General features: G+C 71.1%; 14 protein-coding genes. 7 read left to right on the top strand and 7 right to left on the bottom strand.

Features of this window, described 5'->3' with window-relative positions:
* Window positions 1–215 precede the first annotated feature (215 nt).
* Window positions 216–1,589, bottom strand: coding sequence for a DEAD/DEAH box helicase (locus GTW40_RS27950; RefSeq protein WP_161182915.1), 1,374 nt, complete (start codon window positions 1,587–1,589; stop codon window positions 216–218).
* A 267-nt stretch (window positions 1,590–1,856) separates the two neighbouring features.
* On the opposite strand from GTW40_RS27950, the gene GTW40_RS27945 reads away from it, so the two are divergent.
* The 6 genes from GTW40_RS27945 (at window position 1,857) to GTW40_RS27920 (ending at window position 8,018) form a co-directional block, all read left to right on the top strand.
* Window positions 1,857–2,861 carry a LacI family DNA-binding transcriptional regulator gene (locus GTW40_RS27945; RefSeq protein ID WP_161182914.1) on the top strand — a complete coding sequence of 335 codons (1,005 nt, stop codon included), beginning with the start codon at window positions 1,857–1,859 and terminating at the stop codon, window positions 2,859–2,861.
* A gap of 133 nt (window positions 2,862–2,994) precedes the next feature.
* A complete protein-coding gene (gene rbsK / locus GTW40_RS27940; RefSeq protein ID WP_161182913.1) occupies window positions 2,995–3,984 on the top strand; it encodes a ribokinase in 990 nt (329 codons plus the stop codon).
* On the top strand, window positions 3,981–4,385 hold the full coding sequence (rbsD, locus tag GTW40_RS27935; protein ID WP_161182912.1) for a D-ribose pyranase: 405 nt from the start codon (window positions 3,981–3,983) through the stop codon (window positions 4,383–4,385). Before rbsK ends, rbsD begins: the two co-directional genes overlap by 4 nt.
* A 10-nt stretch (window positions 4,386–4,395) precedes the next feature.
* Entirely contained in the window at window positions 4,396–5,895 is a 1,500-nt protein-coding gene (locus tag GTW40_RS27930) for a sugar ABC transporter ATP-binding protein (RefSeq protein ID WP_161182911.1), read from the top strand.
* Window positions 5,892–6,920 (top strand): ABC transporter permease, encoded by a 1,029-nt coding sequence (locus tag GTW40_RS27925; RefSeq protein WP_161182910.1) that lies wholly within the window; start codon window positions 5,892–5,894, stop codon window positions 6,918–6,920. Before GTW40_RS27930 ends, GTW40_RS27925 begins: the two co-directional genes overlap by 4 nt.
* Before the next feature lie 84 nt (window positions 6,921–7,004).
* Complete coding sequence (locus tag GTW40_RS27920; protein ID WP_161182909.1) at window positions 7,005–8,018, top strand: substrate-binding domain-containing protein; 1,014 nt, start codon at window positions 7,005–7,007, stop codon at window positions 8,016–8,018.
* A gap of 90 nt (window positions 8,019–8,108) precedes the next feature.
* Here GTW40_RS27920 and GTW40_RS27915 read toward each other — a convergent pair whose 3' ends face one another.
* Window positions 8,109–9,068 (bottom strand): NAD(P)H-quinone oxidoreductase, encoded by a 960-nt coding sequence (locus tag GTW40_RS27915; protein WP_161182908.1) that lies wholly within the window; start codon window positions 9,066–9,068, stop codon window positions 8,109–8,111.
* Between the two features lie 137 nt (window positions 9,069–9,205).
* The gene (locus GTW40_RS27910) at window positions 9,206–9,799 is read right to left on the bottom strand and encodes a TetR/AcrR family transcriptional regulator (RefSeq protein ID WP_161182907.1); all 594 of its coding nucleotides are present in this window, start codon (window positions 9,797–9,799) and stop codon (window positions 9,206–9,208) included.
* Between the two features lie 96 nt (window positions 9,800–9,895).
* Between GTW40_RS27910 and GTW40_RS27905 the strand changes: the two genes are divergently transcribed.
* Window positions 9,896–11,140 carry an NADH:flavin oxidoreductase/NADH oxidase family protein gene (locus GTW40_RS27905; RefSeq protein WP_161182906.1) on the top strand — a complete coding sequence of 415 codons (1,245 nt, stop codon included), beginning with the start codon at window positions 9,896–9,898 and terminating at the stop codon, window positions 11,138–11,140.
* Window positions 11,141–11,203: 63 nt separating this feature from the next.
* On the opposite strand, the gene GTW40_RS27900 is transcribed toward GTW40_RS27905, so the two are convergent.
* From GTW40_RS27900 to GTW40_RS27885, 4 genes are all read right to left on the bottom strand, one after another.
* The gene (locus GTW40_RS27900) at window positions 11,204–12,796 is read right to left on the bottom strand and encodes a succinic semialdehyde dehydrogenase (protein WP_161182905.1); all 1,593 of its coding nucleotides are present in this window, start codon (window positions 12,794–12,796) and stop codon (window positions 11,204–11,206) included.
* A 14-nt stretch (window positions 12,797–12,810) separates the two neighbouring features.
* Window positions 12,811–13,737, bottom strand: coding sequence for an acetoacetate decarboxylase family protein (locus GTW40_RS27895; RefSeq protein WP_161182904.1), 927 nt, complete (start codon window positions 13,735–13,737; stop codon window positions 12,811–12,813).
* 89 nt (window positions 13,738–13,826) lie between these two features.
* Window positions 13,827–14,804 carry an alpha/beta hydrolase gene (locus GTW40_RS27890; RefSeq protein ID WP_161182903.1) on the bottom strand — a complete coding sequence of 326 codons (978 nt, stop codon included), beginning with the start codon at window positions 14,802–14,804 and terminating at the stop codon, window positions 13,827–13,829.
* 205 nt (window positions 14,805–15,009) lie between these two features.
* Window positions 15,010–15,672 carry a TetR family transcriptional regulator gene (locus GTW40_RS27885; RefSeq protein ID WP_202486511.1) on the bottom strand — a complete coding sequence of 221 codons (663 nt, stop codon included), beginning with the start codon at window positions 15,670–15,672 and terminating at the stop codon, window positions 15,010–15,012.
* Between the last annotated feature and the right edge of the window lie 125 nt (window positions 15,673–15,797).

Genomic DNA, 15,797 nt, shown 5'->3' with positions numbered 1-15,797 from the left:
GGCAGCGGAAGGGACACAGGACGCACTGGACCCCGTCAGCGGTCACCTGGTAGAAGCCCGCGCGACTCCACCCCAACGCCCCTCCCTCACCGAGAAGTCGGCTACGTTCAGCCACTTCACCTTACGCCTCGGAGCGGAACGCGGCCGCCCCTTCGACCAGCGGGGCGTCAGGGCGGTCAAGGTCGGTTACGACAGTCCGCACCGGGCGTGTGCCGTCAGCGCGACTTGCGCGCCCGCGCCGCCCGCCGCGCCTCCGCGAGCTTCCGCGCCTCCGCCTCCTTGCGGGTCTCCTTCGCCGGGCGCCCCGGGCGGGTGCCCATGCCCCGGAAGGGGGCGTTGGTGTTCTTCGCGGGCGCGGCCGACGGTGCGCGGCGGGCGCCGGTGATGTCGGTCAGCTTCGCCTCGCCGGAGCGGACCGGTGTGACCGTGGGGCGGATACCGGCGCCCGACATCATGCGGTTGACCTCGCTCCGCTCCCCGGGCGTGACCAGGGTGACCACGCTGCCCGACTCGCCCGCGCGGGCCGTACGGCCGCCGCGGTGGAGGTAGTCCTTGGAATCGGCGGGCGGGTCCACGTTGACGACGAGGTCCAACGCGTCGACGTGGATGCCGCGGGCGGCGACGTTGGTGGCGACCAGCACCGTGATCGCGCCGTCCTTGAACTGGCCGAGCGTGTGGGTGCGCTGGGGCTGCGACTTGCCGCTGTGCAGGGCGGCGGCCTTGATGCCGCTGTCGCGCAGGTGGCGGGTGAACCGGTCGACGGCCACCTTGGTGTCCAGGAACATCAGCACCCGGCCGTCGCGGGCGGCGATCTCGGTGGCGGTGGCGAGTTTGTCGGCCGGGTGCACGAGGAGTACGTGGTGCTCCATCGTGGTCACCGATCCCGACGGCCGGTCGACGGAGGCGTACACCGGGTCGTGCAGATGACGCTTGACCAGCTGGTCGACATCGCGGTCGAGCGTGGCGGAGAACAGCATCCGCTGCCCGTCGGGGCGCACCTGCTCCAGGAGTTCCGTGACCTGGGGCAGGAACCCCATGTCGCACATCTGGTCCGCCTCGTCCAGCACCGTGATCTCCACCCGGTCCAGACGGCAGTCCCGGCGCGAGACCAGGTCGGTCAGCCGTCCCGGGGTGGCGACGACGACCTCGGCCCCGGTCTTCAGCGACGCCGCCTGGCGACTGATCGACAGACCGCCGACCACGGTCGCCAGCCGGACCCCGAGAACCTGCGCGTACGGCGTCAGGGCGTCGGTCACCTGCTGCGCGAGTTCCCTGGTCGGTACGAGGACCAGCGCGAGGGGCCGCTTCGCGTCGGCGCGGCGGCCCGCCGTGCGGACCAGCATCGGGAGACCGAAGGCGAGCGTCTTGCCCGAGCCGGTGCGCGCCCGGCCGAGGACGTCACGTCCGGCGAGGGCGTTCGGCAGGGTGGCCGCCTGGATCGGGAACGGCTCCCGCACCGCCAGCTCGGTCATCGTCCGGGCCAGCTCCGAGGGCAGATCCAGCTCGGCGAACGCCTCGATCGGCGGCAGGCCCGGCGTACCGGAGTTCTGCTCGGGGTTCTGCTCGGGGTTCGGCGTCTTCGCGTTCATGGGGACCTTCCTCTGCTGGTGACCCCGAACGGAACAGGGCCCGCGCCTTGGTCGGCACGGGCCCTGTGTGTTTCGAAGCGTACGGACATTTTACCAGCGTGCGGCCCGCCACGGTCGGCCGTCACGGTGGCACCACCCCCCACCAACCCACCGAAACCCGGCGGAACGGCACCGGTTGAAAAATCCCCGCACCGCTCATTGACGCGTCCCCGCCCGACTGCAATCGTTCTCTGACAACGGTTTCAGCGACGAAACGGGAGATCCTCTGTGAGCACCATCCATGATGTGGCTGCCCGCGCCGGGGTCTCCGCGGCCACCGTCTCCCGGCACTTGCGCGGACAGCGCGTGCGGAGCGCGGAGGTGATCCAGGAGGCCATCGACGCGCTGGGGTACCGGCCCAGCGCCGTCGCGCAGTCGCTGAAGTCCGGGCGGACGCGGACGATCGGTGTCGTCGTTCCCGACATCAACAACCCGTACTTCGCCGCCGTCGTGAAGGGCATGGAGTCGGCCTCCCGCGACCGCGGGTACCGCATCCTGCTCGCCAACAGCGACGAGAGCGGCGAGCGCGAGGACGACGTGCTCTCCGACATGATCCACCAGGTCGACGGGGTGATCCTGGCCCCCGCGACCGAGCAGGACGAGACGCCGCTGCATGTCCGGGACGCGGGCGTGCCGCTGGTGTTCGTGGACCGTGATCTGGCGGGCGGCGAGCACTTCGACGCCGTGCTGGTGAACAACCACGAGGGCGGCCGGCAGGCGGCCTCCCATCTGCTCGCGCTCGGACACACCCGGATCGCCGCCATCAGCGGCCAGCAGGAGACGACGCCCGGACGACACCGCCGCGAGGGGTTCGTGGAGGCGCTGGCCGAGGCGGGCGTGGAACTCCTGCCGGAGTTCGACCTGATCGGTGACTTCAGGGAGGAGAGCGGCTACCAGCTCACGCTGCGCCTGCTCTCCGCGGCCGAGCCGCCCACGGCCCTGTTCACCGCCAACAACCTCATGACCCTGGGGGCGTTGAAGGCGCTGCACGACATGCGCGTCGGCATCCCCGGCCAGATCAGCGTCATCGGCTTCGACGACCTCGACACCGGCCCACTGCTGAACCCGCCCCTCACCGTCGTCGACCGCCCCATGGTCGAGCAGGGCGTGCTCGCCATGCGCCTGCTGCTCCAGCGGCTCGGCCAGGACGAGGACCGGGACGGCGGTTCCCGTCGGATCACGCTCGACACCAAGCTCGTCCAGCGCGGCTCCACGGCTCCGCCGAGGCGTTAGCCGCCACCGGCGCCGGGCCACACCCCCGCCGTAGCCGGAAACATCAACACCCCCCAGGGCAGCGCCACTTGCGCCGTGCCCCTCCCCCAGCCATGCCAAAAACACCCATGCCCCCAACAGGAGGAAGACCGCGATGACCCGGACCGGTGTTCTCGTCGTCGGCAGCATCACCGCGGACGTCACCGCGTTCACCGGGCGGCTGCCCCGCCCCGGTGAAACCGTGCTGGGGGACGACTTCACCCTCGTCCTCGGCGGCAAGGGGGCCAACCAGGCCGTCGCCGCCGCCCGGGCGGGCGCGCCCACCTGGATGGCCGGCTGCGTCGGCGAGGACCTCTTCCGGGACCTCGCGCTGGACGGCCTGCGCACCCACGGCGTCGAGACCTCCGAGGTCCGTACGGTCCCCGGGCGCACCGGTGTCGCCCACATCCGCGTCGACGCCTCCGGTGAGAACGACATCGTCATCACGCCGCTGGCCAACGCCTCCCTCACGCCCGAGATGGTGGACGAGAGCATCGCCGCGACCCGGGACCGCACCCGCGTCCTGCTGCTTCAGCTGGAGGTGCGGGCCGAGGTCACCCGGCATGCCGCGCGGGCGGGTGCCGAGGCCGGGTTCACCGTGGTGCTCGACCCGGCGCCCGCGCAGTCGCTGCCGGACGACATCTGGCAGTACGTGGACGTCGTCACCCCGAACGAGAGCGAGGCGGCCGCGCTGACCGGCGTCGACGTGGACGGGCCCGAGTCCGCCGAGCGGGCGGCCCGCTGGTTCCTCGACCGGGGCGTACGGCACGCGCTGATCACGCTCGGCGGGGCCGGGGCGGTCTCGGTCACCGCGGAGGCGGTCCGGCACTTCCCGGCCTTCCCGGTCACCCCCGTCGACACCACGGCGGCCGGGGACGCCTTCACCGGCGCGTTCGGCGCGGCTCTCGCGGCGGGACTGGACACCGACACCGCCGTACGACGCGGCATGGCGGCCGGCGCCCTGGCCACCACCCGTCCCGGAGCGAGCCCCTCGCTCCCCGACCTGGCCGCGGTCGACGCCCTGCTCGCCGACGCCGACACCGATCCCACCCCCGGCCCGGCCTCCGCCGACGCCGCGACCGACCTGGAAGGAGCCGCCTCGTGAGGCGCAACAACGGAACGCTCAACGGGCAGCTGGCCCGGGTCATCTCCGAGCTGGGCCACACCGATCAGCTCGTCGTCACCGACGCGGGCCTGCCGATCCCGCCCGGTGTGGAGCGGGTGGACCTGGCCATAGCCGAGAACCTGCCGCGCTTCCTGGAGCTGCTGGACGTGGTCCTGGCCGAGGTCGCGGTGGAGGACGTGCTGCTGTCGGAGGAGATCAAGGAGGCGAGCCCCGAGATGCTCGCCGAGATAGAGAAGCGGCTGGCCGCACAGGGCGTGGCCCTGCGCTTCGTACCCCACACCACCTTCAAGCAGGCGACCGCCGCCGCACGGGCCGCCGTTCGCTCCGGGGAGTTCACCCCGTACGCGAACGTGCTGCTCACGGCGGGCGTCGTGTACTGAGGAGCGAGGCATGAGGCTACGACTTGAGGACGTCACCAAGTCCTTCGGCGAGAACAGTGTGCTGCGTGGTGTCACCTTCGAGGTCGGTCCGGGCGAGGTGGTGGCCCTGGCCGGGGAGAACGGGGCCGGGAAGTCCACGCTCACCCGGGTCATCTCGGGCGCGCACCAGCCGGACTCCGGCCGGGTCGTCATCGACGGCGAACCGGTGACGTTCAAGAACCCGCAGGCGGCGATGGCCCGGGGCATCGAGGTCATCTACCAGGAGTTCCGGCAGAACCTCTTCCCGCATCTGAGCGTCGCCGAGAACATCCACGTCCTCGACCGCGAGCGGCGTTTCGGACGGCTCCTGGTCTCCCGGAAGCGGATGGCCGAGGAGGCGCGGTCGACCCTCGCCGCGCTCGGCATGGACCGCATCGACGTGCTCGCGCCCGTCGGCACGCTGGGTGTCGCCGAGCAGCAGATGGTGGAGATCGCCAAGGCCACCTCCCACGAACTGCGGCTGCTCATCCTGGACGAGCCGACGGCGGCCCTCGACGAGCGTGAGTCGGAGCAACTCTTCGAGCAGGTACGGCGATTGAGGGACGAGGGCGTGTCCATCGTCTACATCAGCCACCGCCTGGACGAGATCTTCGAGCTGGCCGACCGCATCGTCGTCCTGCGGGACGGTCTGGTCGCCCTGGACTCACCGATCGCGGAGACCGGCCCGGCGCAGGTCGTCGCGGCCATGGTCGGCAACACGGTGGACGACTTCTACCCGAAGGAGCGCAACGCCGGGGAGGAGACCGTCCTGCGGCTGCGGGGCGTCGGCTCGGGCGCCGCGTTCCAGGGGGTCGATCTCGAAGTCCGCGCCGGGGAGGTCCTGGGCATCGGCGGGGTGGTCGGCTGCGGCCGCAGCAGTCTGTTGCGCACGCTGTTCGGCCTGGAGCCGCTCACCTCCGGCACGGTCGAGGTCGACGGCAGCCCGGTACGGCTGCGGCACGTCCGGGACGCCATCGCGGCCCGCATCGCCTACGTCACCCCCGACCGGCAGGCGGAGGGCCTGTGCCCCGACCTGTCGGTGGAGGCCAACGTCTCCCTGGCCACGCTGCGCAAGCACACCGGCCCCGCCGACCTCGTCCACCGGGGCAAGGAACGGGAGGCCGCCGGTGAGGTCATGTCCCGGCTGCGCGTACGGACCGCCTCCCCGGAGGCCGCGGTGACCTCGCTGTCCGGCGGCAACCAGCAGAAGGCGCTGTTCGCCAAGTGGGTCCTGACCGGCCCCCGGGTCCTGCTCATGGACGAGCCCACCCGAGGGGTGGACGTCGGTGCCAAGACCGAGATCTACCGCATCATCAACCAGCTCACCGCGGACGGCGTGGCCGTCGTCCTGGTGAGTTCCGACCTCCCCGAGCTCGTCGCCATGTCGGACCGCGCGGTCGTCATGCGCCAGGGGCGGGTGGTGGCCGAGATGACCGGCGACCGCCTGAGCGAGCAGTCCGTCCTGGAACACGCATTGGTGGGTGCCGCATGACCTCCGTACTGAAATCCGTGGCCCGCCAACTGCGCGCGGTATGGATGCTGTTGCTGGTGGGCGTGGTCCTGAGCATCGCGTCGCCGGTGTTCCTGACCAGCACGAACCTGCTGAACGTCGGCCTCGCCACCTCGGTGGTCGCGCTGCTGGCCATCGGCCAGACGTACGTCATCATCCTGGCGGAGATCGACCTGTCCGTCGGTGCCGTCCTCGGCTTCTCCTCCGTGGTGACCGCCCTCGTCCTGCGCGACCACGGGCTGCTGCCCGCGCTGGCGGCCGGAATCGGCGTCGGCGCGGCCGCCGGTCTGGTCAACGGACTGCTGGTGACCCGGACCCGGATGCCGTCCTTCATCGCCACGCTGGCGATGATGTCCATCCTGTCCGGGCTGACGCTCCAGCTGACCGACGGCAACCCGGTCGGCGTCGACGACTACGACTTCCAGGGCATCGGACAGGACTACCTCGCCGGCATCCCGCTCCCCGTGTGGCTGATGGTGGCCGGGTACGCGGTGTTCGGGGTGCTGCTCGCCCGTACCGGCTTCGGCCGCTTCGTCTACGCGACCGGCGACAACCTGGAGGCCGCGCGCCTGTCGGGCATCCGCACCCAGCGGGTCAAGGTGCTCGCCTTCGTGATCAGCGGGGTCCTGGCGGCGCTCGGCGGCTTCATCCTCACGGCCCGGCTCTCCACCGCCGAGCCGACCGCCGGTACCGGTCTGGAGCTGGAGTCGATCGCCGCCGTCATCATCGGCGGCACCAGCCTCGCCGGTGGCCGGGGCAAGCTGCTCGGCACCCTGATCGGCGCGCTGGTCCTCGGCGTCATCGACAACGGCATGAACCTGCTCGACGTCTCGCCGTTCCTGCAGAGCGTGGTCAAGGGCGTGGTCATCCTCCTGGCCGTCTTCCTCGACCGCAACGTGGACGGTCTCCGGGCGATGGTCGCCTGGCGCAAGCCGGCCGTGCCCTCAGAGCCGGTGTCACCGGACCCGGTCCCCGCGCCCGTCCCCACCGCGCACCACACCCCCTGAGCATCCCCGAGCACCTTCCGATCACCCCCGAGCATCCCCGAGCACCGCTGAACGTCCCCTGAACGTCCCTGAAGGAGCCGCACCATGTCCGTCACCCGTACCGTAAGAGCGGCCGCCACGCTCACCGCCGTCACCGCGCTCGCCCTGACCGGCTGCAGCCGGGGCGCGACCACCGACGCCGCCTCCTCCGGCAAGGCGTCCGGCAAGAAGACCGCCACGCTGATCATGAGCACCCTGAACAACCCGTTCTTCGTCAGTGTCGGGAACGGTGCCAAGTCCCAGGCGGCCAAGTCCGGGGTGAAGCTCAGCGTGCAGAACGCCAACAACTCCGACTCCACCGCGCTCAACCTGGCCACCACCGCCGTCTCCAAGCAGGTGGGCGCCCTGATCATCGACCCGGTCAGCAGCACCTCCGCGACGGCGTCCGTCAAGCAGGCCAACGGCGCGAACATCCCCGTCCTGGCCTTCGACCGCAAGCCCGAGGGCGGCGAACTGGCCTCCTTCATCGGCTACGACGCGATCCAGGCGGGCCGCAACGCCGCCGACGCGCTCGCCAAGTCCCTCGGGGAGAAGGGCACGATCGTCGAGATCCAGGGTCTCCTCGGCACCAACGTCGCCCAGGACCGCAGCAAGGGCTTCGAGGAGCAGATCGCGAAGTACCCGAAGATCAAGACCGTCACCAAGCAGGCCGCCGACTTCGACCGGGCCAAGGCGCTCGACGTCATGACCAACATCCTCCAGGCCCACCCCGACATCAACGGCGTCTACGCCGCCAACGACGAGATGGCGATGGGCGCCCTGGCCGCCCTCAAGTCCCGCCACCTCGCCGGGAAGGTCAAGCTGGTCGGCAACGACGGCATCGCCGACGCCCTCGCCGCGATCCAGGACGGCACGATGTACGCCACCAACGCGGAGTCGCCGTACGCCCTCGGCCAGAAGGTCGTCAGCCTCACCGGCGAGGTCCTCGACGGCAAGAAGGTGTCGGCCGCGGAGACCCTCCAGGGCAAGCTCGTCACCAAGGACACAGTGAAGGAGTACGCCCAGTACCTGGTCGGCATCGGCGACTCGGCGGACGTTCCGGCGGCGCTGCGGAAGTAGCGCCCGCCCGTCTCATGGTGGAGGTCCGGATTCCGGGCCTCCACCGTCGCGTTCCACGAACCCGGCGCCCTCGTCCTCGGGTGACACCCCCTATTCGTTCACCAGGATGATCTTGCCGATGTGGCCGCCCTCCTCCATGAGCCGGTGCGCCTCGGCGGCCTGGGACATGGGCAGGCGCCGGTCGACGACGAGCTGCACGGCGCCGCTCTCGATCAGCGGCCAGACCTGGTCCCGGACCTCGGCGACGATCGCGGCCTTCTGCTCCCTGGACCGCGTCCGCAGGGTCGTGCCGTGCACGGACGCGCGCTTGAAGACCAGTTCGGCGAGGTTGAGGTTGGCCTCCAGACCGTCCTGGAGGCCGATGACGACCAGGCGTCCGTCGGGGGCGAGGGAGCGCACGTTGCGTTCGAGGTAGCTGCCGCCGACCACGTCCAGGATGACGTCGTAGGGGCCGTGTGCGACGAAGTCCTCGGTGCGGTGGTCGATGGTGACGTCGGCACCCAACTCCCGTGCGCGTTCGGCCTTCTCGGGGCTGCCGACCGTGGTGACGACCCGGGCTCCGAGCGCCTTGGCGATCTGGATCGCCATGGTGCCGACGCCGCCGGCCCCGCCGTGGATGAGGAAGGTCTCGCCCTTCTTCAGCCCGGCGGTCATGACGATGTTGGACCACACGGTCGCCACCGCTTCGGGCAGCCCCGCCGCGTCGACCAGGTCGATCCCCTCGGGCACGGGGAGCAGTTGCCCTGCCGGTACGGCGACCTTCTGCGCGTAGCCGCCTCCGGTGAGCAGCGCGCAGACCTCGTCGCCCACCTGCCAGCCGGTCACGCCGTCACCGAGGGCGCTGATGCGGCCCGAGACCTCGAGTCCGGGGTAGGGCGACGTGCCCGGCGGGACGGGGTAGAGACCCCAGCGCTGCATCACGTCCGCCCGGTTCAGGGCGCTGGCGGCGACATCGACGACGACCTCTCCGGCGCCGGGCGTCGGCTCCTCCACGTCGGTCCACTCCAGGACCTCGGGGCCGCCAGGCTCCTTGATCGACACTGCCTTCATGATGCTCCGTCCCTGATGCTGAGGGCTTCCGTGCGCGCATCGGCACATACCCGGAAGCTCAATGTTTACAGCACATACATTAGGTCGCGAGTGTATGCACTGTCAACATGGGGCGACTTCCGCACCCTCGGCCATCCCTACCGCGCCATCGCCGCCGACGCGGCGAACAGCGCCCGGACGGCTCCACGGACCTGAGCCTCCACCACCTCGGGGGTCGAGGAGTCGAGCTTGCCGTCCAGATACAGGAAGGCCAGCCCGTGGACGAGGGCCCACACCGTGGTCGCGAGCGCCTCCGGGTCGGCGGCACCCGGGAAGGCGCCGCGCACGATGCCGTGGACGTACTCCGAGATGGCGGCGGTCGCCGCGACCCGCTCCTCACTGCTCGGGTCGCACGGCTCCGCGAACATCACCCGGAACATCGCGGGCCGGTCGAGCGCGAAACGCACGTACGCCACGGCGACGGCCGCGAGTTCGTCCGCCGTCGTGGGCGCGGGATGCGCGGCCGCCAGCTTCCCGGCGAGTTCGCGATAGCCCTCGGCGGCGACGGCGGAGACCAGCGCGTCGCGGTCCGCGTAGTGGCGGTAGGGGGCCGTCGCCGAGACGCCCGCCCGTCGCGCCACCGCCCGCAGGGACAGACCGGCGCTGCCGTCCTCCTCCAGCAGCCCCAGCGCGGCACGCAGACAGGCGGCGCGCAGATCGCCGTGATGGTACGAGCCACTCGCTTGCGGCACAGGTCACACTCCTTGAAGTTTACGGCGCTTACATCTCTGACTTAATGTGAACGCTGCACACATTGTAAGCGATGTAGATCGAGAGGGGAAAGCAGGATGACCAGCGAACTGTTCTCGCCGTTGTCCCTGCGCTCCGGGCAGGTACTGCGCAACCGGATCGCCAAGGCGGCCATGGAGGAGAACATGGCCGTCGACGGCCAATTGCCGGGCCACGAGCTGTTCGGGCTGTACCGGCGCTGGGCCGAGGGCGGTGCCGGACTGCTCATCACCGGCAACGTCATGGTCCACGCCGAGGCGCTGACCGGGCCCGCCGGTGTCGTGCTCGACGAGGCCGCGCCACTGGAGCCGTTCGCCGAGTGGGCCAGGGCCGGCCAGGCGGGCGGCGGGAGGATCTGGATGCAGATCAACCACCCCGGGCGCCAGATCGGCTCCGACATGCCCGGCGTCGTATGGGGCCCGTCCGCCGTCGGTGTCGACCTCGGCAAGCACAGCGGCCGCTTCGGCCGCCCGGTCGCCATGACGGCCGAGCAGATCGGCGAGACCGTGACGCGGTACGCGGTGACCGCCCAGCGCGCCGAGCAGGCGGGCTTCGACGGCGTCGAGATCCACGCCGCACACGGCTATCTGCTCTCGCAGTTCCTCTCGCCCCTGGTCAACAAGCGCACCGACCAGTGGGGCGGCTCGCTGGAGAACCGGGCCCGGATGCTGCTGGACATCGTCCGCGCCGTACGGGCCGCCGTCTCGCCGTCCTTCGCGGTCGCGGTCAAGCTCAACTCCGCCGACTTCCAGCGCGGCGGCTTCGACGCCGACGACGCACGCCAGGTGATCGGGATGCTCGCCCCGCTCGGCGTCGACCTGGTCGAGCTGTCCGGCGGCAGCTACGAGAGCCCGGCGATGTCCGGCCGCCCGGCCGACGCGCGCACCCAGGCCCGCGAGGCGTACTTCCTCGACCTGGCGAAGGACCTGGTCAGGAGCAGCCCGTTGCCGCTGATGCTCACCGGTGGCATCACCCGGCGCGAGACCGCCGAGCGGGTTCTCGCCAGTGGCGTGGCCGTCATCGGCATGGGTACCGCCCTCGCCGTCACGCCCGACCTGCCGAAGCGCTGGCGCACCGGCCGTGAGGCAGAGCGGCAGCTCCGGCCGGTGACCTGGTCCGACAAGGCGCTCGCCTCGGCGGCGGGCATGGCCCAGGTCCGCCACCAGATGCGCCGGATCGCCCGGGGCAGCCGTCCGACGCCCGGCACGCACCCGGCGGTCGCCCTCCTCGCGGAGCGGCGCAAGCAGCGGCGGGCGCTGCGCCGTTACCGCTCCTGGCTTGAGACGGTGCGGCGCGCCGCGTAGCGCGGACCCCGTACGAACAAGGCGGCGCGGCTCCAACAGAGCCGCGCCGCCTCGTCGTTGGGGTCAACGTGAGCCGATCGCCTTCAGCACCTTCAGCGCCCCGGTCAGCAGCGCGGCCCACGTCTCGGGCGCGATGCCCGACGGCGGGGTGAACCCCTGGACGCGCTGGTGGGCGACGGTCTGCGCCTCGGTGTACTTGAGGATTCCCTCGGCACCGTGGCGGCGGCCGAGACCGGAGTCGCCCATGCCGCCCATCGGCGCGTCGACGCTGCCCCACGCGGCGGCGAACGCCTCGTTGACGTTGACGGTGCCCGCGTGCAGCCGGGCGGCCACGGCGCGGCCCCGCGAGGCACTGCGGGACCAGACGCTGGCGTTGAGGCCGTACGGCGTGGCGTTGGCACGCGCGACGGCCTCGCTGTCGTCGCGGACGGGGTAGATCGATACGACGGGCCCGAAGGTCTCGTGCTCGCACAGCGTCATGTCGGGGGTGACGTCGGCGAGGATGGTCGGCTCGTAGAACAGCGGCCCGAGATCGGGGCGCGCCTTCCCGCCCGCGAGGACCCTCGCTCCCTTGGCCACGGCGTCGTCGACATGATCGGTGACGGTCTTCAGCTGGGCTGCGGTGGTGAGGCTGCCGACATCGGCACTGAAGTCGTACGCGGCACCCACCTTGAGGTTCTTGGCGCGCGCGACGAACGCGGCCACGAACTCGTCGTGGACCGACTCGGCCACGTACAAGCGCTCGATGGAGACGCAGAGTTGACCGGCGGAGGGGAAGCACGCGGCGACCGCGCCGTCGGCGGCCTTCTCGATGTCGGCGTCGTCCAGGACCAACATCGCGTTCTTGCCGCCGAGTTCGAGGGAGGCGCCGATGAGCCGCTCCCCCGCGTCCCGCGCGATCTTGCGGCCGCTGGCGGTGGAGCCGGTGAACATCATGTAGTCGGCGCCCGCCATCAGCGCGCCGCCGATGGAGCTGCCCCGCCCGATCACCATCTGCCAGACACCGGACGGCAGTCCGGCCTCCCGCATCAGCTCCAGCGACCACAGCGCGGTGAGCGCGGTCTGGGTGTCGGGCTTCTGGACGACGGCGTTGCCCGCCATGAGCGCCGCGATCGCGTCACTCGCGGCCATGCTCAGCGGGTAGTTCCAGGGCGAGACGACCGCCACGACGCCCTTGGGATGGCGCAGTTCGGTCGTGTGGGTGAGCAGCGGGATCGCGCCCCGGCGGCGCTTGGGCGCCAGATACCGGGCGCCGTTGCGGGCGTAGTAACGGGACACGATGGCGATGTCCACGACTTCGAGGAACGCGTCCCGTCGGGTCTTGCCGTTCTCGGCCTGCATGAGGTCCAGCGCCTCTTCCTGGCGGGCGAGGACGAGGTCGTGGAAGCGGAGGAGGATCTGCTTGCGGCGACTCAACGGGGTTGCGGCCCAGGCCTGTTGGGCTATACGGGCGCGTGCGAAGGCGTCCTCGACGTCGGCGGGGGTGGAGACCGGGAGGTCGGCCAGGGGTGCGCCGGTGTAGGGGGCGGTGGTGGTCACGCGTACGGCGTCGGGCTCGGCGGTGACGCGTGCGGCGAGCCGCTCGATCCGCGCCGGGGTCAGGGACGCGGGCAACTGGGCGTGGAAGACTGGGGTGTTGGCGTGGGCGGTGGACATGACTGGACTCCTCACTACCGGCTGCGGACCGAGGTCGGGACCGGCAGGTGCAGGGCGAGCTGCCCCTCGGTCACGACGTCGAACTGGACCGTCCGCATCGGCTTGAGCGAGCGCAGGTCGTCGGCCATCCGCCCCTCCCCCACCGTGAGTTGGAGGTCACGCGGGACGAGCGCGGTGCCCGCCGAGAGCACGTTGGTCTGGCTGAGGGTCGAGTGCCACGCACCGTCGATCGACGTGTACGAGGTCAGGGAGCTGACCCGCTTGCCGCTCGGGTAGACGCTCTGGACCGGGGTGGGCGCCGAGAGCGCGAGGTCGGTTCCGCCCGCGTCGTTGGCGACCCGCGCGGTCGTGCGGTGCGCGTCGATGTCGACGTCGAGTCCGGTCACCCACTTGGGGAAGCCGTAGCCGTCATGGCCGCGCACCTGGGCGATCTCCGTGCTCACCGGCAGGGAGAGCACGTACGAGTCGAGGTGCTCGTTCTTGAGGGCGGCGACGAGGTCGAAGAAGCCGAGCTTTCCGTGCCGGGCGGGCTTCACGGCGATGCCGACGGCGGCCTCCGTGTAGAAGTCGATGTCGCACACGTCGTACCGGAAGAACATCGCCGAGACCAGGCCGAGTCCGGGCGCGACCTCCAGCGGGGCCAGCTCGCGGGGCAGCCGGGAGCGGATGGCGCGGGTGGGCGCGAGCATCGTGAGCCGGGCGGTGGAGATGCGGTAGTAGAAATTCGGGGTGAGGGTCTCGCCGATGGGCGAGTCGACCCTGGTCTTGGGCAGCTTCCGGAAGAAGTCGACGCCGCTGACGCGGGGGTCGCGGGCGACCTCGTCGAGGTCGGTGTCCATCCGGTAGCGGTCGTACAGGCCGCCCTTGGGGACGGTGACCGTACGGCCGCCGAGGTCGGCCTCGACGGTTTCCTGCTGGGATTCCTGCTGGTACGAGGGCATGGCGCCGCTCCTGGCTCGCATGTTGACGGTGATTACATCAGCGTAGCCACCAATGTAAGCACCGTCAACACATCGCGTTGCCGCCCGGCTCAGTCCTCCTCGTGCAGCGCGTTCCCCAGGAAGTCGATGGCGATCTTGCGGGCGATGTTGGCCGCCCTGGTGTCGCGCAGGCTGTCCAGGAGCAGGAAGTCGTGGACCATCCCGGCCACCCGGACCGAGGTCACGTCGTTGCCCGCCTCGCGGAGCTTGTTGGCGTACTTCTCGCCCTCGTCGCGCAGCACGTCCGCCTCGTCGGTGATGACCAGGGTGGGCGGCAGCCCCTGGAGCTCCTCCAGGGAGGCCCGGAGCGGGGAGGCGTAGATCTCGGCGCGCTGGGCGGGGTCGGTGGTGTAGGCGTCCCAGAACCACTTCATGGCGTCGCGGGTGAGGTAGTAGCCCTCGGCGAACTGGTGGTACGACGGCGTGTCGAAGTTCGCGTCGGTCACCGGGTACAGCAGGCACTGGGCCTTGAGGTCGATCCCGCCGCGGTCCTTGTTCATCAGCGCGAACACCGCCGACATGTCGCCGCCGACCGACTCGCCGGTGACGGCGATGCGCGAGGTGTCGAGGCCGTGCTCCGCGCCGTGCTCCAGGACCCACTGGCCCACGGCGTAGTTCTGCTCCACCTGGGTGGGGTACTTCGCCTCGGGCGCGCGGTCGTAGACCGGGAAGACACCCGCCGCGCCCGCGCCGACGGTGAGTTCGCGGAAGAGGCGGTCGTGGGTCTTGTCGTCGCCGAAGACCCACCCGGCGCCGTGGATGTAGAACAGCACCGGCAGCGGGCCGGTCACGCCCTTGGGCCTGATGATGCGGGTGCGGACGGTCCCCCACTCACCGGCGTCGACGTCGACCCACTCCTCGTCGACCTCGGGGCGCGGCACGCTCATGTCGCTCTGCAGATCGGCGAGGATGGCCCGGCCCTGCTCCGGCGGGACCTCGTAGATCCGGGGGTGCGGGTCGGTCGCCTCGGCCAGCGCCTTCGCGGGGGGTTCGAGGTACGGGGTGATGGGCGGCGGGATGTCGGTCATGGCCACTCCTTGGGATGGGCACACGAGTGTCACGTCGCGTGTCGCGGCACGCGGCCCGTCCGGCCGCGGGTGGTGACGGCTGCCCCGAGGCGGAGATCGTCCACACGTGCGCGGCGGAGATCCCCGTGTCCATGTTTGGCGCGCCCGCGATGGGGCGCAACCGCTTCACCGCCCCCCTCGCGGGGCGTGACCGGCCCCGCCCCGCTCAGGCGCCGGACGGCCCGTGCGGGAAGCGCACGAACCCGAACACCTCACCGACGAGGACGGCCAGGGACCGGTCCTCACCGCCCCGGCCCTCACCGCCCTGGTCTTCACCGATCCGGTCCGCACCGTCCACGGCCCAGCGTTCGAGGGCGACGTCGAAGCAGGCCAGGGCGGTGTTGACCATGGTCTGCGCCTTCAGCTCGGCGACGGGACCGCCGGTGTCCGTCCGGGTGGCGATCTCGGGTACGAGGGCCCCGGTCCAGGCCAGATGCTTCTCCAGGTACCGGGCGCGCAGCGCGGGCGTCTGACAGATGACGCGGGTCGCCCGCTTCCAGCGCCCCGCGTCGCCGTCCATCTGCTCGGCCGCGACGACGAAGGTGGCCCGCAGGGCGTCCCAGGCCGACCGCCCGTCGAGGTGCCGGCACAGCTCCTCGCGTACGTCCTCGGCGCTGGGGATGCGGTCGCCGAAAACGACGTCCTCCTTGTTGCTGAAGTACCGGAAGAAGCTGCGCTGGGAGATCCCCGCCGCCTTCACGATGTCGGCGACGGTCACCTGGTCGAACCCGGAGGCGTCGAACAGCTCGAGCGCCGTGTCGGCCAGCGCTTCCGTGACGAGCCGACGGGTCCTCAGGCGCAGACCGGGCGCGGTCGTGGTCTCCCTCATACCGTGAGGCTATCAGTGCCGAACTTGGCACACTGTGCCAGAAGTGGCGTACGGTGTTGCGTGCGGGGTATCCGTCGCCCGGGGAACCCGTCATACCGGCGCGCGCCACAGATCGCCGTAGGCCG

Source organism: Streptomyces sp. SID4985 (assembly GCF_009863025.1).
GTDB lineage: Bacteria > Actinomycetota > Actinomycetes > Streptomycetales > Streptomycetaceae > Streptomyces.
Note: the sequence above shows the minus strand (reverse complement) of the source record. Positions and strands in the feature narration are given on the sequence as shown.